A 22,844-nucleotide genomic window follows, 5' to 3' on the forward strand; every position below is an offset into this window, starting at 1 on the left:
GCGGTGTAAATTTATTTTACCACTCCACCTAACAAAATACATCTGCCGGGGGCGGTTGTCAAAGCGTAAGCGGGTAAGCGTCCCCGGTTTGCCCGGCTACCCAGGTTTACTGTATAGTTTTCGGCGTGAGCAAAACGGCCTACCTTATAATCGATTCGAGCGAGCGCAATTCTGATCTTTACCACAGAACCGGTTTTTTCGTTCCGGACCCTGTTATTTTTTTCGAGCACGACGGGGAAGGGACGCTGGTTCTCAGCGATCTTGAACTTGAGCGGGGGAAAAAAGAGGCAAGAGTAGAGCGGGTCGTCTCACTCGGGGAGTGGGTTGCCAGGATTCGCGGCGGGAAGAGAAAAAGGCCCGGTATTGCCGAGGTGGCCGCGGCAATTCTCAAGGAAAGAGGAATAAGGAGCCTGGTTGTCCAGAGGTACTTTCCGGTTTCCTATGCCGACGCGCTTCGGGGAGCCGGTTTTTTCGTCCGCACCGCGAAGAAAGATTTCCTTTTTCCCGAGCGTCTCAGGAAATCCCCGGCGGAAGTCTCACTAATAAAGAAGGCACTTTACGCTACGGCATGGGCCATGAGGATTGCCATTTCAATTATATCGGATTCAGTGGTCAAGGGCTCCGTGCTTTACCGCGACGGCAAGCCCCTTACTTCCGAGATAGTGCGCTCCGCCATAAGCTCCTATCTTGCCGAACGGGGGTATCTGGCTTCGAACACCATAGTGGCCGGAGGGGTTCAGGGTTCCATGCCCCACGAGAAGGGCTCAGGCCCTCTTAAGGCCGGATGGCCGGTGGTGATCGACATTTTCCCGAGGTCCCAGGAGGACGGCTATTTCGGCGACATGACGAGGACGGTTGTTAAGGGCGAGCCCTCGGCTGAACTTCTGAGAATGTACGATACCGTTTTGCGCGGTCAGAAAATCGCGCTTTCCATGATAAAAGACGGCGTGAGATCAAAGGACGTGCACGGCGCGGTAATAGATTTCTTCACGGAACGGGGGTTTCCTACCACGGCTTCGGGTTCCGGAAGCCCCGAAGGGTTCATACATTCAACGGGCCACGGCCTGGGGCTTGACATCCATGAGCCGCCGAGAATCGGTCCCGGAAACGAGATCCTTAAGGAGGGAAATGTTGTTACTGTAGAACCCGGTCTTTACTACGAGCGTCTCGGGGGAGTCAGGATAGAGGACGTGGTTCTGGTCACGCGGGACGGAAACCAGAACCTGACCCGGTGTTCGAAGAAATTTCGGGTCTAGGGTGCCCCAGGAGTTATGAAAGAGGAAAAAACTTTTGACGATATAGTTTCGCTTGCGAGGCGTCTGCGCGCTCCGGGAGGCTGTCCATGGGACAGGGAGCAGACGCTTGAGTCGCTTCGGGCGTACGTTCTCGAGGAGGCCTACGAGGTAATACAGGCAATAGAGCTTGGGGACACGGACGGACTCGTAGAGGAGCTTGGAGATTTTCTTTTCCAGGTTGTCTTCATTTCCCAGATAGCAAGCGAAGAAGGGAAATTCGGCATAGGCGATGTTACCCAGAGACTCCACGACAAACTCATAAGAAGGCACCCTCACGTGTTCGGTGAGAAAAAAGCCAAGGATGCGGACGAAGCCTTAAGGACTTGGAACGCCGAGAAGCTCAAGGAGAAAAAAGGGAAAGCCGATCTGGAGGAAATACCGAGAGCCATGCCTTCATTGATGAGGGCGCAGAGGGTCGGCGAGAAGGCGGCTCGCGCCGGGTTTGACTGGAGCGATGTTTCTTCGGTTTTTGCCAAGGTAAAGGAGGAACTGGTTGAGCTTGAGCGGGAAATGGAGGCCGGGGAGAAAAACAGGTCCCGGGAGGAGTGGGGAGATCTTGTTTTTTCCGTCGTGAATCTGGCAAGACATCTTGACATTGACGCCGAGACTACGTCTCATGGGGCCGTCGAGAAGTTCATAGAGAGATTCTCCCGGTTCGAAGAGAAAGCGCGGACCGGGGAAAAAGAGATAAGCACTCTTTCCATGGAGCAGATGGACGAGATCTGGGAAGAAATAAAAAAGACGTAGTTTCCCCCTCGCTTCAGGGGTATTCTTCGGCCATGAACATTTCTTGAATTCATAGATACAAGGAGAAAATATATGAGACATTTTGCGGGCAACGGGTGTCTTTGGCTTGTGGCGGTTCTTGTGGCGGCCGCCTTGTCGGTGACGGATGCAGCGGCGGAAGGTTTTTATGTAGGGCTTGAAGCGGGTTTTTCAAAGTCGGGAGACATGGATGTTTCCCAGTCCTTGATTGATCACCCGACCCAATGCGATTCGTTTCTTTACCCTTCCGGTGCGACTCCACCGATGGACGCGGAGTGCACCACCGAAAAGACAACTATCATTGCAAACGTGTTTGCTCCCGGCGCTGGCTTCGCGGGGGGCGCGACCCTTGGTTACGCATTCGGTAACGGGCTGCGTTTTGAGGCGGAGTATCTAAACCGTCGCCAAGGCTCGCAGACAAGACTCGCACGCCTCAGTTCCGGCGGCGAAACGTTCGATCAGAAGGAGAGCGAATGGGACGAAAACGATCCTCCTTCAGAACGCGTGTATGACCTCAGCGCTCATCATTTCTTCCTGAACGCCTACTACGACCTACGCAACGACTCGCCCTTTACGCCTTATATCGGGGGCGGTATAGGTGTGGGTTCGACGGAAATGCGTTACTCCGCCAGATTTCTGCGCAGAAGCGATCTGGGCGCGGAACCGTGGCAGATTGCCGCGGCGGGCACGGTCAGCGACATAGATACAAAGCTGGGAAAAACCAGGTTCGGCTTTCAGGTTGTGGGCGGAGTCGACTACGCGCTCAGCGACGATATTTCAGTCGGCGCTAAGGCCCGCTGGACGCGCCTTAGCGATTTTGACCGCGACGACCTGTCTTGGAAGCGGGTCAGAGGCCACGAACCCATACGCGCCGACGGCGTTACGCCGCTTACGACCGATTTCGAAGTGGGTGACACAGACAGCTGGACCTTCACGGTCGGGCTCAAGTATTATCTCTGAGGCGCTTTATTCCTGTCTGGCGACAAGCGTTCCCAATAGCTTCCAGCCTTCTTTTACATAGACTCCGCTTGCCGCGGCGCAGTCCTCGGTATAAACAAGAGAGTCATGCTTTATCGAGCGGTTCGCGGAATCAAGTATGGCAAATGGGACGGGTTCGTTCGAGTGGGTCCTGAGATCTATGGGGGTGGGGTGGTCCGAAAGTACAAGCACCCTGTATTCACCGAACTGCTCCATCCCCGCGAGTGCAGGCCCTACTACCTTTTGGTCAAAATCCTCGATCGCCTGTATCTTGAGGCTCGCGTCTCCGACATGACCCGTTTCATCCGTTGCCTCTATGTGGATCATTGCGAGGTCCACGCGTTGCAACGACTCGATAGCGCCGCTCACCTTTCCCGCGTAGTTGGTGTCAAGGTACCCGGTCGCTCCCGGAACCTCGATTACTTCCATCGCGGCGAATATTCCTATCCCCTTTACGAGGTCGACCGCCGATACAACTGACCCGGTGATTCCGTAAAGCTCCTGAAGGGACGGCATGTCGGGTCTTGTCCCCTCGCCCCAGAGCCATATGGAGTCCGCGGTGTTTTTCCCATCGGCTCTTCTTTTCTTGTTCACGGGATGGTCTTTAAGTATCCTGCGGGATCTCTCCATGAGGCCGAGGAGTTTTTCCGCCCCGTCTCCCGAAGGAAGCCAGGGAGCGATTTCCTTTCCGGAAATGTCATGAGGCGGCGTCGTTTGGATGTTGCTGTTTCCTCCGCGCCAGAGCAGAAGATGCCTGTAGCTTACCCCTTGGTTCAGGGAAAACTCCTCCCCGTCGAACTCTTTTTTCAGATCTTCGATGATCCCGGCCGCGTCATCGTCCGTTATGTGCCCGGCGCTGTAGTCCTCCATGACCGTCCGGCCGTCTCTCTCGGCGAGAGATACAAGATTGCATCGCACCGTGACGTCCGTTTCCCCGAGCGAAATCCCAATGCTCGCGGCTTCAAGGGGGGATCTTCCCGTGTAGTATTTCGTGGGATCGTAGCCCAGCACCGCCAGGTTTCCCACGTCGCTTCCCGGAGGGAGAGGATCCGGAATGGTTTTTGCGGTCCCGAAAATCTCGGCCCGCTTGGCGATCGCGTCAAGGTTTGGGGTCTCGGCGACTTCAAGCGGAGTCCTGCCCTCAAGCTCGGGGAGCTTGTGGTCAGGCATGCCGTCGCCTTGGAGTACAAGATATTTCACAGAACGAAGATTATACGCAAATTCAGGGGAATCAAGGCTCAGGATACGTCGACCGCGTGTTTTTTAAGATCGGAGAGATCAATGATCCTGAGTACCGATTCGTGGGTCGACTGCAGGAAAACCGGGGGAGCCACGCCGCCCTCAAGCGCCTCTTTCCAGCGAAGCGCGCAAAGACACCACCTGTCTCCGGGTTTTAGCCCCTCAAAACCGAACTCGGGGCGGGGGGTTGTGAGGTCGTTTCCCCTGGACTTCGAAAATTCGAGAAATTCCTCCGTCATCTCCGCGCAGACCAGGTGAAGCCCCACATCCTCGACCGCCGCCCTGCAGCAGCCGTCCCTGAAAAATCCGGTCATCGGATCGGTGCCGCACTCTCTCAGATCCTCGCCGAATATGTTTTTCTCTTCCGTTTTCATCCCGTGTATTCGGTAAAAGACTGCACCTTATAGTAAATATTATATATTGTTTTACCGAGTTGGGTATATAATTCTCAGTCAGAAGATGTCCGATTTCATACTCAAGGAAAAAACCCGCACGCTTGCCGGAGAGATAACCCCTCCCGGAGATAAATCCATTTCCCACAGAGCGGTCATTCTGGGCTCGCTTGGGCGGGGAAAGACCAAGGCGAGCGGGTTTCTCGCTTCCCAAGACACCCTTGCTACGGCGAACGCTTTTAGAAGCATGGGGATCGAGGTGGAAGTAGGTGCGGGAGGAGTGGAAATTGCGGGAAGGGGCCTTTTCGGCCTCAAGGAGCCCCGAAAGACTATAGACGCTGAGAATTCGGGAACCACCGCCAGGCTCCTCACGGGAGTTCTAAGCGCCCAGAGTTTCCCCTCAACCATTACCGGGGATGATTCCCTGCGTCGCCGTCCCATGTCCAGAGTGACTGTCCCGCTTCGCAGCATGGGGGCCAGAATATCGGGGGAGGGAGAGGTTCTTCCTCTTCACATAACAGGCTCGGAACTTCAGGGAATAGATTACCGATCTCCCGTGGCGAGCGCGCAGGTAAAATCCACGATTCTGCTCGCGGGACTCTATGCCGCGGGAAGGACCAGCGTGACGGAACTCGAAAGAACCCGGGACCACACCGAAAGGATGCTGCGCTACTTCGGAGTTCCGGTGCAGGTAAGCGGAACACGTGTCTCGGTAAGCCAGGGAATGGAGTTTTCGGGAACCGAGCTTGAAATCCCCTCGGACATCTCATCGGCGGCTTTTTTTATCGTCGCCGCGCTTGTAAACCCGGGATCGGAAATCATGGTAAAAAATGTCGGACTTAACCCGCTTAGAACCGGGGTGCTTGATATCCTGTGGGAAATGGGGGCCGACATCTCGGTTGAGAACCGCCGCCAGTGCTGCGGGGAACCGGTAGGGGATATAATTGCCCGCCACGGCGCGCTTCGCGCCGTGCGCATAGAGGGAGAGTCGGTGTCGCGGGCCATAGACGAGCTTCCCGTTATTTCCGTGGCCGCGTGTTTTGCCGAGGGCGAAACGGTCATAAGCGGCGCGGGGGAGCTTCGGGTGAAGGAAACCGACAGGATAAGCGCCATGACGGGTGAACTTTCGAAACTTGGCGCGGACATAAGCGAAACACCGGACGGCATGATTATAAACGGCACGGGTGAGCTTCGCGGAGCCCGGTGCGAGAGCCGCGGAGACCACCGAGTCGCCATGTCTCTTGTCGTCGCTGCCACGCGGGCCCGAGGGGAGACGGTGATCGGGGATGCCGGATGCGTTTCCATTTCATTTCCTGAATTCTTCCCGCTTTTCGAGACTCTCATAGATTCCAAATGAAACAAGACAGCGACAATATCGTTACCATAGACGGACCTTCGGGAGTGGGGAAAAGCACCGTTGCTAAGCGAGTGGCCGACCTGCTCGGTTTTTCGTGTCTTGACACGGGCGCCATGTACAGGGCCGTGGCGCTTAAGGTAAGCGAGGCGGAGGTTGACCCCAACGACCCCGCTTCGCTCTCGCGGCTGCTTTCCGGAACTACGGTGGAGTTCTCTCCGGATGGCCATGTTTTTCTTGACGGGCGTGACGTCTCGAAACTTATAAGGACGGAGAGGATCTCTTCCCTTTCCTCCGAACTCGCGGAACTTGCCGAAGTAAGGGAATTTCTCATCGGCATTCAGAGAAAGATCGGGGAAGGGGAAAACATAGTTGCCGAGGGAAGGGATATGGGAACCTATGTTTTTCCCGGGGCAAAATATAAATTCTATCTCGACGCTACGGTTGCCGAGAGAGCGAAAAGGAGATTTCTTCAAAATAAGCAGGGAGATATTCCCCTCTCGGATGTTCAGGACGAGCTTCGCAGAAGGGACCGTCGCGACACGCTTCGCGCGGAGAACCCCCTTCGACCCGCCCAGGACGCCGTGGTGATAGATACGACCCGAATGAGCGCCGAAGACGTGATTGCGGCGATATTTCTTCGCACAAAAGATATCTCTCACCGCGGCGACTGAAAACAATTTTTCTTCCCTAGCGCTCTTTTCATTTTAGACAGTTTTCATGTAACCTTGCCTTTATTAGTAAAAGACTGATGGCAAAGGCGGCTAAACAAAATGACTCAGGATAATGGTATTACGGATTCTAATGAGAAAAGCTTTGAGGAGTTACTTGATGAAAGTATGGAATCGCGCTTGAGCGAGCCCGAGAACGGGGAAATAGCGAAAGGAAGGGTCATAAGGGTTGATTCTGACGCTGTTTTCATAGACCTCGGGTTTAAGTTCGAGTGCATAGTTCCCATAAACCAATTTCTAAACAAAGACGGCGAATATGAAGTCTCGGTGGGCTCGGAGATAGAGGTTCTGGTCGAAAGACCTAATCCGAACACCGTCAGGGCTTCCAAACAAAAAGCAGACCAGATCAGAGAAAAAAGGGCGATCGAGGAGAAGTTCAAGAACAAAGAACCGGTCGTCACCAAGATTCTAAACAGAGTTAAGGGTGGTTTTAACTGCGATATAGGGCGGCATACCCCCTTCAAGGTATTTCTTCCCGGTTCCCAAGTCGGCCTGCGGCCGGTCGCGGATTTTGACGAGATGGTGGGCCAGACGATCGAAACCCGCATTATTCAGAACAACGATAACGGTATAGTGGTGTCGAGAAGGGTGATTCTCGAAGAAGAGAGGGAGGAGAAAAAGAAGGAGACGCTTGCCACCATATCGGAAGACCAGACTGTTTCCGGAAACGTGGTGAAGATAATTGACGCCGGCGCTTTCGTGGACATAGGGGGCATAGAGGGTTTTGTCCCGATAGGAGAGCTTTCCTGGGGGAGGGTAAGGCATCCGGGGGATGTCCTTAAGGAAGGCGAGGACATCCAGGTCAAGATTCTTCGCCTTGAGATCGAAAACGGGAAAATAACTCTCGGGGTGAAACAGACCACAGAGGACCCGTGGGAGAGCATACAGGAAAGATACCGAATCGGCGACAGAGTCAGGGGCAGGGTGGTCTTCGCGGCGGAATTCGGCGTGTTCGTCGAGCTTGAACCCGGGATAGAGGGACTTGTGCACGTAAGCGAACTTTCCTGGGTTAAGAATTTCCGTCATCCAAGCGAAGTAGTTTCAGTCGGAAGCGAAATAGAAGTTGCGGTTCTGGGAGTAAAGCCGAAGGAAAGAAGAATTTCGCTGAGCCTCAAGCAGATACAGGAAAACCCATGGGATGAGTTCAAGCGGAACAATCCTCCTAACACAAGGGTTAGCGGAACCATAAGAAACGTTACGGAACTCGGGGTTTTTGTCGAAGTTGCCCCGGACATGGTCGGGCTCGTGCGTCCGGAAAATCTGAGGTGGGAGGGGGAAGTCAGCCCCCTTGAAGTTTTCTCAAACGAAGACCTGGGAAAGGAAATAGAGCTTATTGTGCTGAATGTCATCCCGAGGCAGAGAAAAATCGGGCTTGGAGTCAAGCAGCTCACCCCGGATCCGTGGAACAAGGTGCTTCGGGACTACAAGGTGAACGAGACCGTGGTCACCTCCAAGATAGAGGAAATTCTCGAAAGCGGCGTCACCGTGGCGCTTGCCGACAACGTAACGGGATTTTACGCCATCCGCGAATTTCAGGAAGATGAGTTCAGCAAGGAATCCATTAAGGTTGGAGACGAGATAAGCGGCCTAGTCACAGGTTTTAACAAGCCCAAGCATCAGGTGAATCTCAGCCGCAGAAGGCTTGAGAAGAAACAGGAAAAAGACACGATGAGAGACTTTGTGTCTTCCCAGCAGGAAAGTTCCTCCAAGCTCGGGGACATCCTGAACGAAAAGCTCAAGGCCCTTGACTGAGGGGTGGCGAAGTGAGAGTCCCCGACCTGAATTTCTTTCTTAAGACCTTTCTCTCGCTTCTGGTCATCTTCCTTATCGGTTTCGCGGGAATCCTCATAGGAGTGCTGATCTCCGATGATGGCCAGAACCCCCGCGGGGACGGAGTGGCGGTGGTAAACATCGACGGCATAATAATCGACTCCGACCCCTATATTAAAAGCATAAGAAAAATACGCGAGACCGATTCCGTAAAGGCTGTCGTGATAAGGGTAAATTCCCCGGGAGGATCAGTCGCGGCCTCTCAGGAGGTATACGAGGAACTCAGAAGCCTGGGCGAAGCAATGCCGGTTGTGGCCAGCATGGGAACGGTTGCCGCCTCGGGAGGGTACTATATCGCCTGCGCGGCGGCCACGATTTATGCCAATCCCGGCACCGTGACCGGGAGCATCGGCGTGATAGCGCAGTTCGCAAGCTACGAGCAGCTGCTTAAGTGGACGAAGGTGGAAGTCGAGGTGATAAAGAGCGGGGAGTTTAAGGATCTTGGTTCGCCGCTTCGCAAAATGCCCGAGGCGCAGAAGGCTTACCTGCAGACTCTCATAGACGGCGCCCACTCCCAGTTCAAGGGCATGATTTCCGAAAGAAGGAACCTGCCCCCGGCGAAAGTCGCTTCGCTTTCTGACGGAAAGATATTCATCGGAAGCCAGGCGAGGGAACTCGGCCTGATTGACCGCATCGGGACTCTTGAGGCCGCGATTGCCGAGGCGAGGAAGCTAGGGGATCTAGATGAGGATTCGTGGATCAGGGAGTATCCCATGAAGAAAAAAACGCTGCTTGATTTCGTTTTCCCCGAAACTCTTTCTGAACGCGTGACTTTTGTCTCTCCCGTGAGAACCGGGTTTGGTCTCTACTACATAGCCGACGTGGTTTACTAACCGAAGTTCCCCCTTATTCCGTATCAATCTTCGTCTTGCAGTACCTGTGCGGCGGCTTGATTTGGCTGGTATTTTCTCCAAAAACCGATATTCTACAATACAGTACCGCTTGGCGGGTCGCACTGGTTTGGCGAAACCGTTTTTCAAACAACCGATGAAACACGTAAAAAGATTTTTTCTTCTGATTATATGCTGTTTTGTAGCCGTTTTCTTTATTCAGAACCTCGAGATAGCCACGCAGGTGTTCAGAGTCGAGCTGGGTTTTTTCTCTTTTAAGAATACGTGGGCGGTTTACAATGCCGGGATAATAGGAGCTTCGTTTCTTCTCGGCGCGTTCGTTTTTTTCCTGCTGACTTTTGCAAGAGGCCATTCCGTAAAGTCCGAATTGAAGCGGAGCAGGGAAACCGTGAAAGATCTCGAGGAAAAAGTCGGGAAGCTAGAGGTGGAGCTTCTGCAGAACAAGCCCGCCGGCTATCAGGAACGGCCTTCTTCCCATGATGTGTTCAAGACGCCGAAATGAAATCTGCCACTACTGAAACCCGGATGCCTGTTCGTACGGGGACCCGCAAAAAACCCGAATGGATAAAGGCAAAAATCCCAAGCGGTCCGAATTATACCAAGCTTAGGAGCTTGGTGCGCGAATTTGGCCTTCACACCGTGTGCGAGGAAGCGAAGTGCCCAAACATAGGGGAATGCTGGGGAGCCGGAACGCTCACTTTCATGATCCTGGGGGACGTCTGCACGAGAAGCTGCGGCTTCTGCCATGTGAAAACGGGAAGAGGCGGCGAACTCGACTGGGAAGAGCCCGCCAGGGTGGCTGCGGCGGTCGCGGAGCTTCGGAAAAACAACGCGCGGGTTACACATGTAGTTATAACTTCGGTAAACAGGGATGACAGAAACTACGAAAGCGCCTGCATTTTCGCACAGACCGTGAACGAGGTAAAAAAGACATCCCCGGGGGTAAAGATCGAAGTTCTGATCCCGGATTTCAAGGGGGAACACGAGGCGATTCACAAAGTGATAGCGTCATCTCCCGACGTTTTGAATCATAATATTGAAACCGTTCCGAGACTCTACTCGCTTCCCCAGAAAACTCAGTCGGGAAGAACGAGGTCCGTGAGGCCGCAGGCGGTCTACGGCAGATCTCTTGAACTTCTTTCGCTGTCCGCGAAGACGGGAAGGCCCGGGATGCTTACCAAATCAGGCATTATGGTCGGTCTTGGGGAGAGTTTCGAAGAAATCGTCGAAACGCTTAAGGATCTCAAGAGCGCCGGTTGCGACATAGTTACCATAGGACAGTATCTGCAGCCCACTATCGACCATATACCGGTATCAAGGTTCTATCATCCCGTCGAATTCGAATCTCTTAAAGACTACGGGCAGAAAATAATCGGTATCCCGCACGTGGAAGCGGGACCGCTCGTCAGAAGTTCTTACCACGCGGAAAAACAGGTTCTTCAACTCTCCGACGCAATGACCGGGACGTAAAAGCGGACATTCTCAAAAGATGAACCGGCTGCGACTCGAAATTACACTTAAAAACAGGATGGGGCGTTTTAACGCCGGCTAAGATTTCTATTCTCAGTTAAAAAGCCTTTTAAACTCTTCTGCGATTGCTTCCAGCTTGTCCTCGGAAACCTCGTACTCATCTGAAATTCTTTTTATTTCCTGGGAGGATATCCGAAGTCCCGTGGGTTTCTCCGCAACGGGTTCCCGTTTCTCCCTGTCGATGAGAAGTTTGGCCACGTCCCACCTTGAGTAATGGCCCAGGGAGTCGAACACAGCTTTTACCGCCTTTATCTGGTTTGCGTAGCAGTCGGCGTAGAGTATCGCGTCTTTTTCGAAGTGGGGTTCAAAAAGATATCTGCCGGCTGGGTTGACGATGGAGCTTCCTCCTCGAGCCCAGTCGTAATTCATGTGGTTACCGTCGCGCACATAGTGCCATCTTTCCGGGAAATCATCGTCGTCAAGATAACCGCAGGCGCTTAGCACGAACGCTCCCGATTCAAATGCGTGAACCCTTATGAGCGCCTGTACCGTGCACCCCGCTCCGGGATCTTCCGTTTCGGCGGCAAGCAGCTTGTCGTCTCCTCTTCTCCAGTTTCCCGGCCACACCGCCACGTGGAAGTCCTGTCCGCTGTGAACCATCGCGGCCCTTACGAGAACCATGTGATTCTCCCAGCAAACAAGTCCCCCTATTCTTCCTATGTCGGTGTCGTAGGTGGTTATGTCGCTTCCGTCTCCCTGGCCCCAGTAGACTCTCTCGGTGTAGGTGGGCATGAGCTTTCTGTGCTTGCCGAGGACCTTGCCTTCTCGCGATATGAAAAGAAGGGAGTTGTAAACGGTGCGGCTTCCCTTGCGGTCGTCAAGCTCGTTGCAGCCTATTACCACGTGAGCGTCAGCTGCCCGGGCGGCCTCTGCGAGCATCTCGGTGTCGTCTCCGGGAATCACTATGGAGTTATCCTGAAGCGCGATCATGAAATCCGTCCAGTCGTGGGGCGGGGTTTCGTAGCCGACTGTGTAGTAGGCCGGGTACCCTGGTATGAATGCCTCGGGGAATGCGATAAGTTCCGCTCCGTTATCTCCCGCTTCCCTTATCACGCGGCAGGCCTTCTCAAGTGTCCGTTCCTTGTCCATGAACACGGGAGCTGTCTGGGCAACCGCAACTTTTACTTTTTCCCTGCCGCCTAGAACTTTTCTCATGAGCCTCGGGCCGCAGGCGTACTCAGGTTATTATCCTGCTTCCGCCCTGGGGTTCCCCTCCGCTTTGTCTCTGCTGGTTCTGCTTGGCTCTGGCGTAGACAAGAGCGAAGAACTTCTCCTTGAAGTCATTATCGAAAGCGCACACCCCGGGGATTATGTATCCCATAAGCGCTATCTGGAGAAAGTATTCGGTGTTTGCCTTGAGAAAGGACTCGTTTATCTCGCCGCCGTACGCCTGTGCGAAATTCTGGTATATCTGGTTTCCGAGCTCGGTCGCTATCTCTACGACGCTTTTTGACTGGCCGGACTCCTGATGGGCCGCTACTCCGAGGTTAAAGGCCATGTTTATGGAGTTCATGAAATTGTCTTCTACTGCTCCTTCCGACCCTGTTTCCTCTTGCGGCTTTGTGTCTTCTTCTGACATTTTAATATCCCCCGTTTTTGTATGGTGAAATTGTCCTGACGTATTATATTATATGGCTACTTTGATTTTAACAATTTTGCTGGAGGAAAATCCATGAAAGCCGATCACCTTATACAGAGACTCGGTCTGAAAAAGCTTCCCGGCGAGGGAGGATACTACAAAGAAACTTACAGAAGCGAGGAAATGGCCGGAGAAGACCGTAATCTTTCAACCGCTATTTACTACCTTATAACCTCAGAGGCGAATTCCAAGATGCACAGGGTGAATTCGGACGAGATTTTCCATTTTTACTTCGGTGATCCCGTCCAGATGCTGCTTCTCTATCCTACGGGAGAATCGAGGATAGTGTTCATGGGAGATAATCTTCCCTCCGGCCAGAGAACTCAGCTTGTGATTCCAAAGGGAACCTGGCAGGGCGCGATGGTGGTGGAGGGAGAGTACGGATACGCTTTTATGGGAACTACGATGGCCCCCGGGTTTGAGTTTGAGGATTTCGAACTGGGCGCGCAGGAGAGCCTTCTGCTGAGATTTCCCCAGCACGAAACCCTGATACGGGAGCTTACGTAAACGGGAGATAGAGATTCCAGGATCAGAAAAACCTGTGATTTTTTTTGACGGCGTGTGCGGGTTCTGCAACAGGTTCGTCGATTTCGTAATGTGGGCGGATGTACGCCGGGAAATATTCTTTTCCCCCGTGCAGGGAGAGACGGCCGTTGAGTTCTCTCTGTATCAGGACGAACCCCCGCGCGATTGGAAGATGGCCTACGCTGATGAAGAAGGAGTTTACGAGGGAGCTGACGCGGTTTTGCTGGTACTTAAGAGACTTGGAGGTCTCTGGACACTTCCCGCGCTTCTGATATATGTCCCCCGGCCTGTAAAAGACTATCTCTACGGGATCGTATCGAGAAACCGCTACAGTATTTTCGGAAAAAGGGATGCATGCCGGGTACCGTCCCCTGAGGAGAGGGAAAGGTTTTTGCCCTAGGCGCTTTTTTGTATATACTCATTGCGTATTGGAATCCTCCGCGTGGGAGCATTGTTGAAGGACCTGCTACTGTGTTTATAGTCCGGATACATCGTATGAAGCTGGCCGAATTGAGATACGGCAGCGGAAAAACCTCATTTTCCAGTCAAGTAAAAACTTGTTGCGCAACACGCTGATATGCAAGACTTTTCCCGAATTCAGCTCTGAAAAAACATCTCCAGGTGATTTTCCAGTCAAGTAAAAATTCCGATTGTTCTCTCATGATGAACTCGAGGCCCAAGACGGGACGTAGCGCATGAACTTGGGGCCGGCTTCCGCGTTCTCCGGTACAATCAAACCTTCGTCAACGGTATCTTTGATAATACGTGATATCATTGCCCTGTTATTGGTTTTAATGCCGAACCTTTCTCTCAGGGAGGAGTTGGTCATGCGTTCATTACTTACCCACTTGAGGCAGGCATGAAGGTAACAGGCGCGGATTCGGTCGGATTTATCCATATCCGCCAGCTTTTTCCGCGAGAAAAGAATAGCTCGGGTAGCATCGGGCGGCGCGTCAAAAAGCGGAGCCGGCAACTGCGCGTGTTCGACTTCAAATACAACTTTGTCAATGCCGCTGCCCTGTTCCTCGCAGATTCCAAACTGCCTCATCAACGATGCCAGCGATTCGTTGCGGGACTGCGGAGGGGCATCAACAAAGCGATCGGTTGATATCAGCGGTTCTCCGGGATTTGCTATCTCAATGCGGTCATCGAATATTTCGACCTTCGGACCGGTTCCGGTGATTGAGAAATCCTGATGAATAAGGGCGTTCGCCACCAGCTCCCGCACGGCCAGATCCGGGAACATGCGTTCCGTATTCCTGATTCCCCCTTCAATGATTTCATGTGAGGGAAGCAGCGCGTCTATATATTCCACAAGACCTCTAAATCCGGTCGCGTACCCCATGTCCCCGGTTCGGTCCCGGTCCGTTTCCCTACGGTTTGTGCCCTTGTACTTGATTACCCGAACAGTTTTCCGTTTGAGATCCGGAAAGTCGCTTAGGCTTCTGGCGAAAAGCAGCGCTCCCAGATTGGTTATGTTCCAACCCTCAATATCATGCTGGACAATCAGCCGACTGCTCTTTAGTTCGCTGAGTATGTTCGATCTGCCCTCGGGAATAGGCTTCTTCAGAAGGTCGAAATAGGCCGGGTAATCGAGCATCTGCAGAACGGTCTCATCATCAACCTGTTCCATCGCAGATAATCTTTCAAAAGGTCTTTCGCTGAATATTCTCCACAACCTGCGGGCGCGTTCAGGTGATGACGTGAGCTGGCGCGTGACTTTATCAATGCGGATATATTCAACATTTTTGAAACTGACTGGATGACTGGTCGCCCTGCCAATTTCAAGTACCACAACTTTCTTTTCATCAATATTCACTGTTAGGAAACGGAACGGAACTTCGGGTTTAAGCATGGAAAGCAGCCAGTGCTGCAACGGCTGGTTCTTGGCTTTTGCTTTTCCGGGGTCAAAATTAGTGCCAAGAATTTCATGTGTACAGTTCTCGATTCCCCAGACGAGGTATCCGTGGGACTGGCCATTGAGAGCGGCTCCGTTTGAGAGAGCCGATATATATTTCCCTATATCTTCAGGGTCGGCGGCATTGTGTTTGAATTCCACCCACTCCGTTTCAGAAGGCAAGTCGCACAATTTCCGCGCCAGCTTGGCAAGAGTTTCTTCAGAATAGCCCATGTCGTATCCGCCTCAAAGATAGTCACAACCGCCCTTTCAGAAATCTGGTGTTAATAAACACATGCCGTTTCGCAAAAAAACTAGAAATTCTCGGCTTCTTACTCGGCGACTGATACCTCATTTAACAGATTATACAGTTTATCAGAGAATATGTAATGTCTGCGATTTTCCTGGAACCGCAATTTACAGTATTTCGAATAATTTGGATGTTCTCTGAATTCGCGGGGAAACTGCATTTTCCAGTCAAGTAAAAACTTGTTGCACAACACGCTGATATGCAAGACTTTTTCCGAATTTATCCCTGAAAAAACATCTCCAGGTGATTTTCCAGTCAAGTAAAAACCTCCGGGGTTTCCTCTGAGGAGAGGGAAGGACTTTTGTCTGGGCGCTTTTTTGATAAATTCCCTCGTGTATGTATATTGAAGCGCAGGAGAATTTTCATTCGAGATGCCTTCACTTGAAGAACTCGTCTTAGCCGACGAGACAGCCAGCAAGATAGAGCGAGCGAGCGAGACCGCCAGAGAAGAATGGGAGAAGATAAGGGTCTCCCTAGCTCTTTGCGGGGATACGGGGGATTACTGCGGGGATGATTTCATGCTCGGAACAATTTCCGGGGAAACGATAACGCGCGAGCCGCTTGGGAGTCCGACTAAGTCCGTTTCGGTTTACTCTCCAACCTATTATCCGATGTATCTCGTGAAGAACCTGCGGGAGTTCCGGGAGAAGTTCCCGGAGAAAAACTACCGCACAACGGAAGCCCTCTATGTCTATGTAGAGCTTGTGAACGCGGCAGCGCAGCGCCTCGGTCTTGAGGGAACGCTGGCCATGGGGTTTGCCTGCGGCTATGCGAATGTGAGAACGGGCTGGATCGCGGAGAAGGGACTTCCGGAGCAGAGCGCCGTATTCTCCGAAATGTTTTTTTCAGACAGACCTAAGAACCACGACTGGGATTTTCACTGGACCTCGGTCAGGCAGAAATTCGCGGAAATCCACGAAAAATTCGTTGCCTGGCAGCGCTCCCCCGCCCTTTACCTGGAGGAGTCGAAATCCAAGGCGGTCGTAAAGCCCTTCATAGTCTAGACAAATCCCTCTTCGAATTCGTCCGAAGGATTCTCGAAGCTCGGAACCCCGTTTTGCTCAAGAAACACGAGCTTCACCGTGCCCGTGGGCCCGTTTCTCTGCTTTCCGATTATGAGTTCCGCCATACCGTCTTTTTCCTCGGGGTTTTTTCTGTATATGTCCTGGCGGTGAATGAAGAGCACTACGTCCGCGTCCTGTTCTATGGCGCCGCTTTCCCTGAGGTCTGAGAGCTGGGGACGGCGGTCGGTTCTGGCTTCGGTCTGGCGGCTCAGCTGCGAGATTCCTATTACCGGAACGTCAAGCTCCTTGGCGAGTGCCTTCAGAGCGCCCGAGATCTCCGCTATCTCCCTTTCCCGGGTTTCATTTCTCGAGCTGCCTCTCATTAGCTGCAGGTAGTCGACCACGATCAGGTCGAGGCGGTTGTCCTTTTTAAGTCGTCTCGCCTTTGCCCTTATCTCAAGCACCGTGAGTGCCGGGGTGTCGTCTATAAAGATGCTTGCGCTCGCGTACCTCTCGGCTGAATCAAACAGCCTCTCCAGGTCGTCATCCCTTATGTACCCGCTTCGCATCGCCGAAAAGCTGACTTTCGAGTTTATTGAAAGAAGCCTCATCATGAGCTGCTCCTTCGTCATCTCAAGCGAGAACATGGCCACTGAGAGGTCTTCGTTCAATGCGGCGTTGCTTATTATGTTAAGGCAGAGCGATGTTTTTCCCGCCCCCGGGCGCGCGGCGATTATCACGAGATCCGATTTCTGAAGACCCGAGGTCAGGTGGTCGAGTTTCTCAAAGCCGGTTCTTATGCCGGTTATGAGCTCCTTTTTCTTGTAGAGCTGCTCGATATTGTCTATAGCCACCGGCGCAAGGTCCCTCGAGTGCCAGAAGCTCGGCTTTATCTTGTTCTGGGCGATGTCGAGGATTGACTGCTCCGCCCTGTCCAGGAACTCGTCAACTTCGATATCGGGCCCGTACCCGCGGTGCGCTATGTCGGTCGCGGCGAGCACCAGTTTCCTCAGGACGGACTTGTCTTTTACTATCCTCGCGTAATGAGCGACGTTTCCCGCCGTGGGAACGGTCGAGACCAGGTAGGTGAGGTAGGAGGCTCCCCCGATTTCTTCTATGATCCCCTTGGAGTTCATCAACTCATAGAGGGTGAGAACGTCGATTGGCGTGCCATCCCTGTCGAGATCTATCATGGAGTTCATTATCTTGGAGTGGCTTTCGTTATAGAAATCCTCGGCTATGAGAATTTCTAGAACCTGGTTTATCGAGCTGCTTTCAATGAGTACGGAACCAAGTACCGCGCGCTCCGCCTCTTCGTTGCTCGGAAGGGGTGATTTCGTCAGACTGTCCATCGTTCGAGATTATCTCCTGTTCCGCCTGTCCGATGGTTTTTCATTCTCCTATCAGGACCACTCCCACGTCCATGACGTTCGTTCCCGTGCTCCCGGTTTTTATAAGATCGCCCAGGGTTTCAAAGAAAGAGTACGAATCGTTGTCGGCAAGATGGTCTCTCGCGCTTATGCCCATGGATCTCGCTATCAGGCGTGATTGCCCGTCGCATATCGCCCCGGCGGCGTCCGTGGGACCGTCTATTCCGTCGGTTCCGGCGAAAAGCCCCACGATCCCGCTGCTCCCTATTATCTCAAAGCAGAAGGAGAGGGCTGTCTCTGTGTTGCGCCCGCCGCGTCCCCGTCCCGTTACGTTCACGGTTGTCTCTCCCCCGAAAAGTATGCAGGCGGGTTTCTTAACAGGCCTTCCGAACCTTTTTACATCAAAGGAAATTCCCGCAAGCACCTTGGCCGCTTCCCTTGCCTCTCCGGATATCTGGGAGGAGAGAAAAAGCGTGTTGTACCCCATCTTCTTCGCCATCTTCTCCATAGAGATTATCGCCTTGTGATTGTTTCCGACAACAACCGTGGTGGCTCCGCTCTGTTCGTACTGCTCGCGGTCCACCGTGGGAGAACTGTTTTTTTCCCTTCCTCTCTCAAGATGCACCACCACTCTGGGGGGGATTTTATGCTCAAGCTCAAGCGCCTCTATGACCCGCCACGCGTCCTCGTAGGTCGTGGTGTCGGGAACCGTGGGTCCCGAAGCTATGAATTCAAGCCGGTCGCCCACGACGTCCGAGAGAATCAGCGTGATGACCCGCGAGGGCAGGGCTTTTTTAAGAAGTCCTCCTCCTTTTGTCTGCGACATTTTCTTCCTCACGGTGTTGAGGCCGTAGGTGTCGACTCCGCTCAGCATCAGTCTCTGGGTCACCGCTCTTTTATCCCCTATGGTGAGCCCTTCGCTTGGCATCGCGAGTATCGAGCTTCCGCCTCCCGATATAAGGAAGATCACGAGATCCTTCTCTCCCGATCTTTCGAGAAGCGAGACTACTTTTTTCGCCGCCTCGACGCTTTTTTCATCCGGCACCGGGTGAGAGGAGAGATGAAAATCCATTTTCTGAAAAGCCTGCTCGGAACGGACGTTCGATACCACGATTCCCTCGGTTATCCGCTCGCCGAGAAGCTTCTCAATCGCCGCGGCCATGGAGGACGCGGCCTTTCCGAAGGCCACGACGTACACCGACTCGAAATCGGAGAGGTTGAAGCTCTTCCCTCCGACGTTGAGTTGCTTGCCCTTGAGTTTAATATGCTCCAGGACGCATTTTCCCGGGTCGGCTTCTTTCAGTGCTTGATCAAAAAGCTTCCTTGCGTCCTTTCTAAGTTTCTCGCTCATCCCCTTCTCTTAATTTCATCAACTATTCTGTCAACTTCCGATTCGGTGAGGTTTTCGTAAAGAGTATCGTCCACGAGCATGGCGGGTGCGGTACCGCAGGAGGCGAGACATTCCGCTTCGAGAAAGGTTATTTTTCCGTCGGCCGTCGTTTCACCGGTTTTTACACCCAGGCGCTTGCAGAGGTGATGCTCCAATCCCTCGGCTCCGCGAAGCGCGCAGGAAAGGGTCCTGCAGAGCCACATAACGTGAGTCCCCACGGGTTCTGTGAAAAACATGGTGTAAAACGACGCGACGTTCTGAACCGAAGAGGCGGGAATATCAAGCGTCTCGGCGACTTCTTCCATGGATTCGGTGGAAAGCCAGCCGAATTCGTTCTGCACTTCCCGCAGGACGGGAATAAGCGCCGAAAGCTTGGTTTCGTGGTCATCCGCTATTTCTTGTATCTTATGTATGAGCCTGGGGGGGAAAGGCACTCCGAACCTCCTCACTACTTAAAGCCGGAAATTAAAAACTAACATGATATACCAATGCGGGCAACTTGATGACTGACATTTGATGACTGACATTATTTTTCAGACGAGCGAAGGCGAAGCTTTTCAATTGACCTTCTTGCCCGTTCCTCTATTATCAGGACAAGTAAGCTCTTAGCCCTAGATGTCGATACATAAAAAAGAGACTGCGAATTGTTGCCTTCTACGTCCCTTTTACCACCTAAAACGATTATAACAGGGCTTTCGAGGCCCTTGAAAGAATACGTGGTGGAAAATTTTATTGCTTTTTTCCTTTTTGTGGCTTGCAAGTTCCGTGAAATATCTGTGAGAGGAAATCCAGATATCTCTTTCACGTCTTCCAGCAGCCGCTTCGGAGAAAGGACAACTATGTCTTCCAAAGAAATTTGTTGCTGAAGCAGGAATTTGATTTTTTTGTCAAGGAGTGTGATCAAATGATCGTATCCCTTCCAGTACTCATATTCTACAGGCAAACCATCTTCTTTTCCTGGCATGAGCGGTGGATTTTCAAATCCAGAAAGAAGATAGGTTTCTTCAGCGATAGGCCTAGTGTTTCTGCAATTGACAGTTAGGTTGTAATTGAGGTGGTTGTAGTTTTTCAGTATAGAGACTGGGTCCTCTTTTTCATCGTTAAAAGAATAAATAATCTGTCGGGAAAAATCCCCAAAGATTGCCCAGTGGCCATCAAACAATCCTCCACGTATGCTTAGATTGAAAACGTTCAATATTTCTTCTTTACAAAGGTCCTGCGCTTCATCCATAATAAGCAAGTCAAACTGTGGCCCCAGTTCTTCGAGAGCCAGTTCCCCGTAGTGTGGGTATATTTCATCGTATAACTCCTGATCATTTTGCGACTCTGATTTGATCTCGAGAAAATCTTTCTTATAACTACTTTTTTCTATCAGGTTTTCTACGACTCCATGGAATGTTCCAGCCATAACATTAACATATTCTTTTGTCTGCTCTTGGAGCCATTGGCTTAGCAATTGGTTATAGCAAACAAGAAGCACTTTTTTCCCATCCGAACTTTTGCGCCGCGCAAACTCTAAAGCAAGCATTGTTTTCCCCGTTCCTGCCGCTCCCTTAAAAAGACAGCGTGGGTTGCCTTCAAGAGAATCTATTATTCTGTATTGCTCCTCAGTAAGTCTAAGCAACTCATCACTCGCTTCCTTAAGCAGGATGCTCTTTTTAAGCACTCGTTCAAAATCCGGCCTCAGATAGTTTCTGATCTTCTTTGCTTCTGAAGCAGTAGGTGCAGGTTTATTTAACAACTGCCTGTGGTTTCTTGCGGCTTTTTTTATAAAAGAAGATATAAAACGTTCCCCCGACAGGTCATCGCAATCAATGACTTCCCAACGTTTAAATTCTGGAGTGAGTTCAGGACATTCTGCGTAGGGGAAAGCAATCATGCGGCCAATAGGACAACGGGATTCACGGCAACCTTCAAACTTTTTTTCTATTGATTCTTTTAATGCAATTGTTGAGTCTTTAGCTTGCGTAAAGGGATTTTTGATTTTGTGTATTTTATTGTTTGAATCAACGCTACTCCATTCGTCATTTTTTCGCTGAATTCCACCGCCTTTAACTTCAAGACAAACAATTCCCTCTTCTGGAATAATAATGACGAAATCTATTTCGCCATAGGGTTTTCCTACTCCTCTACTTGCCAACTCCATTGAGTGGAGAACAGTCCATCCTTCAGTATTTGGGTCATTTTTTAGTGCAGTAAAAATTTTGCGTTCAGCTTTTTTGCCCCGGTCTCGGGGACAACGCGCCGGAATCATTTTTGCCATTTTATTATTCTGTCTATTCAATTAAGGATGGAAACAGCAGTATTGCCTTCTTTTGAATCAGAAGCTTCCAAATTATCGAACTCACATTCCCACCTGTTTGATTCAACGGTATAAGACGCAAGGCAGTTTGTATCTGTTCCATCAAATATTTGGACCAGAATTCCATCAGCTTTTCTAGCCCATGTGTTTGATTTTATAGTTTCTATATTGAAGCTCTCAATCGGAAAAGTTTTCCACCAGTATTTTTCATCACCCTTCCACTTGTAATAGGATTCTTTTAATTCTTTCTTAATATTGTAAGTAGGCTCTGATCCTCTTTCTTTCATGTTGCTGATCTTGACCAAGTACTTATCTGATGCTTCTCCGTCCGTTAAGGGTGGGATTCTGTCCCACCTGATAGAATAAGGCACATGTCTAGAAGAGATTAATTCTTCAAAAAATGGGGATATTTCAGTTGCACGTGTAATAATAATCAGTTGATCAACGGCACGTGTCATCGCAACATAAAAGAGTCTCCGTTCCGCTAATATTATACTCTCAAGGTCCTCTCCGAATACTTTTGTAAATATCCAATCCGGATGTATTAAAGGGTAGTGGTTTTCTATTGCGTCAAGTATGATGACAGTCTTTCTTTCAAGTCCCTTATACTTATGGACAGTTGATACCGAGATTCTTTCCCTAAGCTCCTCCGGAAGATAAGAACGGATAAGTTTTTCAAAATTCTCAATACCTATACCCCTGACCGTTTCATCACCTGTTTCTTCCTCATTTTTTCCCTTGTGTTCTGCAACATGATTTATCCTTGAAAGTAACACAATATCTTGATTTCCTTTCAGGAATTGTTGAGCTAATCGTAGAACTGCTGGAGTAATAAAATCATTGTGGAAATCTTCCACTGGGGATCGCTCAAAATTATCCAAGTACGCAACAGCTAATATTCCGGCAGTGGTTTTATTGGATGTGGCGGGCTTTCCCAAGTCGGACATTAGTATATTGCCCGCTTTCACTATGGACCGTTGCGACCGATAATTGGTTGTCATGTGGAGACGTTTTGCATTACCGAAATGTCTGTCGAAATTTTTAAAGAAAATTAAATCAGAACCGGCGAACCCATTAATTGCCTGCCAGTCATCCCCAACACAGAACAGTTCTATTTTCTGGTTTAGTTTCCTTATTGCTGAAACAAGCTTGTAGAACAACTCGGAAAAATCTTGGAACTCATCAATGAACATGTACTTGATAGTCCTGAGATCACACTTTGAATCTCTCCTTGTAAACTCTGCGTGTCCTGTGTTGATCTTGTTCACCGCGCGCTGCATTAATCCGTTAAAGTCTTCTTCGTTTGTGGTGGATAACCGCTCTAAATAATCCAGATAAACACACTGCATAATTTGCAAGAACTGTTTTTCTATTAATGAAGATTTAGCCCGGATTTCTCACGGTAAGGTATAGAAAAGGCCGTTGTTTGTGTTATAATAAAG

22 protein-coding genes are annotated in these 22,844 nt (G+C 51.1%); 12 read left to right on the top strand and 10 right to left on the bottom strand.

Annotated features, from left to right (window positions below):
* Window positions 1-125 precede the first annotated feature (125 nt).
* From OXG75_06700 to OXG75_06710, 3 genes are all read left to right on the top strand, one after another.
* Entirely contained in the window at window positions 126-1,256 is a 1,131-nt protein-coding gene (locus tag OXG75_06700) for a Xaa-Pro peptidase family protein (GenBank protein MCY3625659.1), read from the top strand.
* A 15-nt stretch (window positions 1,257-1,271) separates the two neighbouring features.
* Window positions 1,272-2,042, top strand: coding sequence for a nucleoside triphosphate pyrophosphohydrolase (gene mazG / locus OXG75_06705; protein MCY3625660.1), 771 nt, complete (start codon window positions 1,272-1,274; stop codon window positions 2,040-2,042).
* A gap of 72 nt (window positions 2,043-2,114) precedes the next feature.
* Complete coding sequence (locus OXG75_06710) at window positions 2,115-3,020, top strand: outer membrane beta-barrel protein (protein MCY3625661.1); 906 nt, start codon at window positions 2,115-2,117, stop codon at window positions 3,018-3,020.
* Between the two features lie 6 nt (window positions 3,021-3,026).
* On the opposite strand, the gene OXG75_06715 is transcribed toward OXG75_06710, so the two are convergent.
* Window positions 3,027-4,238: a cofactor-independent phosphoglycerate mutase gene (locus OXG75_06715; protein ID MCY3625662.1), complete on the bottom strand. Its 1,212-nt coding sequence runs from the start codon at window positions 4,236-4,238 to the stop codon at window positions 3,027-3,029.
* Between the two features lie 38 nt (window positions 4,239-4,276).
* On the bottom strand, window positions 4,277-4,651 hold the full coding sequence (locus tag OXG75_06720) for a DUF2237 domain-containing protein (GenBank protein ID MCY3625663.1): 375 nt from the start codon (window positions 4,649-4,651) through the stop codon (window positions 4,277-4,279).
* Between the two features lie 85 nt (window positions 4,652-4,736).
* Here OXG75_06720 and aroA point away from each other — a divergent pair, with 85 nt between their 5' ends.
* The 6 genes from aroA to lipA all read left to right on the top strand — a co-directional run bounded on the left by aroA (window position 4,737) and on the right by lipA (window position 10,905).
* Entirely contained in the window at window positions 4,737-6,026 is a 1,290-nt protein-coding gene (gene aroA, locus OXG75_06725) for a 3-phosphoshikimate 1-carboxyvinyltransferase (protein ID MCY3625664.1), read from the top strand.
* The gene (gene cmk / locus OXG75_06730) at window positions 6,023-6,697 is read left to right on the top strand and encodes a (d)CMP kinase (GenBank protein MCY3625665.1); all 675 of its coding nucleotides are present in this window, start codon (window positions 6,023-6,025) and stop codon (window positions 6,695-6,697) included. Before aroA ends, cmk begins: the two co-directional genes overlap by 4 nt.
* A gap of 99 nt (window positions 6,698-6,796) precedes the next feature.
* Window positions 6,797-8,506, top strand: coding sequence for a 30S ribosomal protein S1 (locus OXG75_06735; GenBank protein ID MCY3625666.1), 1,710 nt, complete (start codon window positions 6,797-6,799; stop codon window positions 8,504-8,506).
* A gap of 11 nt (window positions 8,507-8,517) precedes the next feature.
* Window positions 8,518-9,417 (top strand): signal peptide peptidase SppA, encoded by a 900-nt coding sequence (gene sppA, locus OXG75_06740; protein MCY3625667.1) that lies wholly within the window; start codon window positions 8,518-8,520, stop codon window positions 9,415-9,417.
* A gap of 154 nt (window positions 9,418-9,571) precedes the next feature.
* Window positions 9,572-9,937 carry a LapA family protein gene (locus OXG75_06745; protein ID MCY3625668.1) on the top strand — a complete coding sequence of 122 codons (366 nt, stop codon included), beginning with the start codon at window positions 9,572-9,574 and terminating at the stop codon, window positions 9,935-9,937.
* On the top strand, window positions 9,934-10,905 hold the full coding sequence (gene lipA / locus OXG75_06750) for a lipoyl synthase (protein ID MCY3625669.1): 972 nt from the start codon (window positions 9,934-9,936) through the stop codon (window positions 10,903-10,905). The genes OXG75_06745 and lipA overlap by 4 nt, the downstream gene beginning before the upstream one ends.
* Window positions 10,906-10,998: 93 nt before the next feature.
* Here the strand turns inward: lipA and OXG75_06755 are convergent, their stop codons facing one another.
* Window positions 10,999-12,120: a carbon-nitrogen hydrolase family protein gene (locus OXG75_06755; GenBank protein MCY3625670.1), complete on the bottom strand. Its 1,122-nt coding sequence runs from the start codon at window positions 12,118-12,120 to the stop codon at window positions 10,999-11,001.
* Between the two features lie 22 nt (window positions 12,121-12,142).
* Window positions 12,143-12,544 carry a hypothetical protein gene (locus OXG75_06760; protein ID MCY3625671.1) on the bottom strand — a complete coding sequence of 134 codons (402 nt, stop codon included), beginning with the start codon at window positions 12,542-12,544 and terminating at the stop codon, window positions 12,143-12,145.
* Between the two features lie 93 nt (window positions 12,545-12,637).
* On the opposite strand from OXG75_06760, the gene OXG75_06765 reads away from it, so the two are divergent.
* A complete protein-coding gene (locus OXG75_06765; protein MCY3625672.1) occupies window positions 12,638-13,111 on the top strand; it encodes a cupin domain-containing protein in 474 nt (157 codons plus the stop codon).
* A 34-nt stretch (window positions 13,112-13,145) separates the two neighbouring features.
* Window positions 13,146-13,529 carry a DCC1-like thiol-disulfide oxidoreductase family protein gene (locus tag OXG75_06770; GenBank protein MCY3625673.1) on the top strand — a complete coding sequence of 128 codons (384 nt, stop codon included), beginning with the start codon at window positions 13,146-13,148 and terminating at the stop codon, window positions 13,527-13,529.
* Between the two features lie 258 nt (window positions 13,530-13,787).
* Here OXG75_06770 and OXG75_06775 read toward each other — a convergent pair whose 3' ends face one another.
* Window positions 13,788-15,260, bottom strand: a complete 1,473-nt coding sequence (locus OXG75_06775) for a putative DNA binding domain-containing protein (GenBank protein ID MCY3625674.1) — start codon at window positions 15,258-15,260, stop codon at window positions 13,788-13,790.
* Window positions 15,261-15,707: 447 nt separating this feature from the next.
* Here OXG75_06775 and OXG75_06780 point away from each other — a divergent pair, with 447 nt between their 5' ends.
* A complete protein-coding gene (locus OXG75_06780) occupies window positions 15,708-16,340 on the top strand; it encodes a hypothetical protein (protein ID MCY3625675.1) in 633 nt (210 codons plus the stop codon).
* On the opposite strand, the gene dnaB is transcribed toward OXG75_06780, so the two are convergent.
* The 5 genes from dnaB to OXG75_06805 form a co-directional block, all read right to left on the bottom strand.
* Entirely contained in the window at window positions 16,337-17,692 is a 1,356-nt protein-coding gene (gene dnaB, locus OXG75_06785; GenBank protein ID MCY3625676.1) for a replicative DNA helicase, read from the bottom strand. The genes OXG75_06780 and dnaB overlap by 4 nt on opposite strands.
* 40 nt (window positions 17,693-17,732) lie before the next feature.
* Entirely contained in the window at window positions 17,733-19,061 is a 1,329-nt protein-coding gene (locus OXG75_06790) for a glycerate kinase (protein MCY3625677.1), read from the bottom strand.
* The gene (gene nuoE, locus OXG75_06795; protein MCY3625678.1) at window positions 19,058-19,534 is read right to left on the bottom strand and encodes an NADH-quinone oxidoreductase subunit NuoE; all 477 of its coding nucleotides are present in this window, start codon (window positions 19,532-19,534) and stop codon (window positions 19,058-19,060) included. Before nuoE ends, OXG75_06790 begins: the two co-directional genes overlap by 4 nt.
* Before the next feature lie 92 nt (window positions 19,535-19,626).
* Window positions 19,627-21,363: an NERD domain-containing protein/DEAD/DEAH box helicase gene (locus OXG75_06800; GenBank protein ID MCY3625679.1), complete on the bottom strand. Its 1,737-nt coding sequence runs from the start codon at window positions 21,361-21,363 to the stop codon at window positions 19,627-19,629.
* 17 nt (window positions 21,364-21,380) lie between these two features.
* Window positions 21,381-22,760, bottom strand: coding sequence for a UvrD-helicase domain-containing protein (locus OXG75_06805; GenBank protein ID MCY3625680.1), 1,380 nt, complete (start codon window positions 22,758-22,760; stop codon window positions 21,381-21,383).
* Window positions 22,761-22,844 lie beyond the last annotated feature (84 nt).

Source organism: Candidatus Dadabacteria bacterium (genome assembly GCA_026705445.1).
Lineage (GTDB): Bacteria > Desulfobacterota_D > UBA1144 > Nemesobacterales > Nemesobacteraceae > Nemesobacter.

Bases quoted from the DNA above. Each gene is read 5' to 3' on its own strand.
- OXG75_06760 (MCY3625671.1), bottom strand. From the start codon at position 12,544: ATGTCAGAAGAAGACACAAAGCCGCAAGAGGAAACAGGGTCGGAAGGA.
- lipA (MCY3625669.1), top strand. From the start codon at position 9,934: ATGAAATCTGCCACTACTGAAACCCGGATGCCTGTTCGTACGGGGACC.
- aroA (MCY3625664.1), top strand. From the start codon at position 4,737: ATGTCCGATTTCATACTCAAGGAAAAAACCCGCACGCTTGCCGGAGAG.
- OXG75_06720 (MCY3625663.1), bottom strand. From the start codon at position 4,651: ATGAAAACGGAAGAGAAAAACATATTCGGCGAGGATCTGAGAGAGTGC.
- OXG75_06735 (MCY3625666.1), top strand. From the start codon at position 6,797: ATGACTCAGGATAATGGTATTACGGATTCTAATGAGAAAAGCTTTGAG.
- OXG75_06775 (MCY3625674.1), bottom strand. From the start codon at position 15,260: ATGGGCTATTCTGAAGAAACTCTTGCCAAGCTGGCGCGGAAATTGTGC.
- cmk (MCY3625665.1), top strand. From the start codon at position 6,023: ATGAAACAAGACAGCGACAATATCGTTACCATAGACGGACCTTCGGGA.
- OXG75_06755 (MCY3625670.1), bottom strand. From the start codon at position 12,120: ATGAGAAAAGTTCTAGGCGGCAGGGAAAAAGTAAAAGTTGCGGTTGCC.
- OXG75_06790 (MCY3625677.1), bottom strand. From the start codon at position 19,061: ATGAGCGAGAAACTTAGAAAGGACGCAAGGAAGCTTTTTGATCAAGCA.
- mazG (MCY3625660.1), top strand. From the start codon at position 1,272: ATGAAAGAGGAAAAAACTTTTGACGATATAGTTTCGCTTGCGAGGCGT.
- OXG75_06745 (MCY3625668.1), top strand. From the start codon at position 9,572: ATGAAACACGTAAAAAGATTTTTTCTTCTGATTATATGCTGTTTTGTA.
- dnaB (MCY3625676.1), bottom strand. From the start codon at position 17,692: ATGGACAGTCTGACGAAATCACCCCTTCCGAGCAACGAAGAGGCGGAG.
- OXG75_06765 (MCY3625672.1), top strand. From the start codon at position 12,638: ATGAAAGCCGATCACCTTATACAGAGACTCGGTCTGAAAAAGCTTCCC.
- OXG75_06800 (MCY3625679.1), bottom strand. From the start codon at position 21,363: ATGGCAAAAATGATTCCGGCGCGTTGTCCCCGAGACCGGGGCAAAAAA.
- OXG75_06780 (MCY3625675.1), top strand. From the start codon at position 15,708: ATGCCTTCACTTGAAGAACTCGTCTTAGCCGACGAGACAGCCAGCAAG.
- OXG75_06710 (MCY3625661.1), top strand. From the start codon at position 2,115: ATGAGACATTTTGCGGGCAACGGGTGTCTTTGGCTTGTGGCGGTTCTT.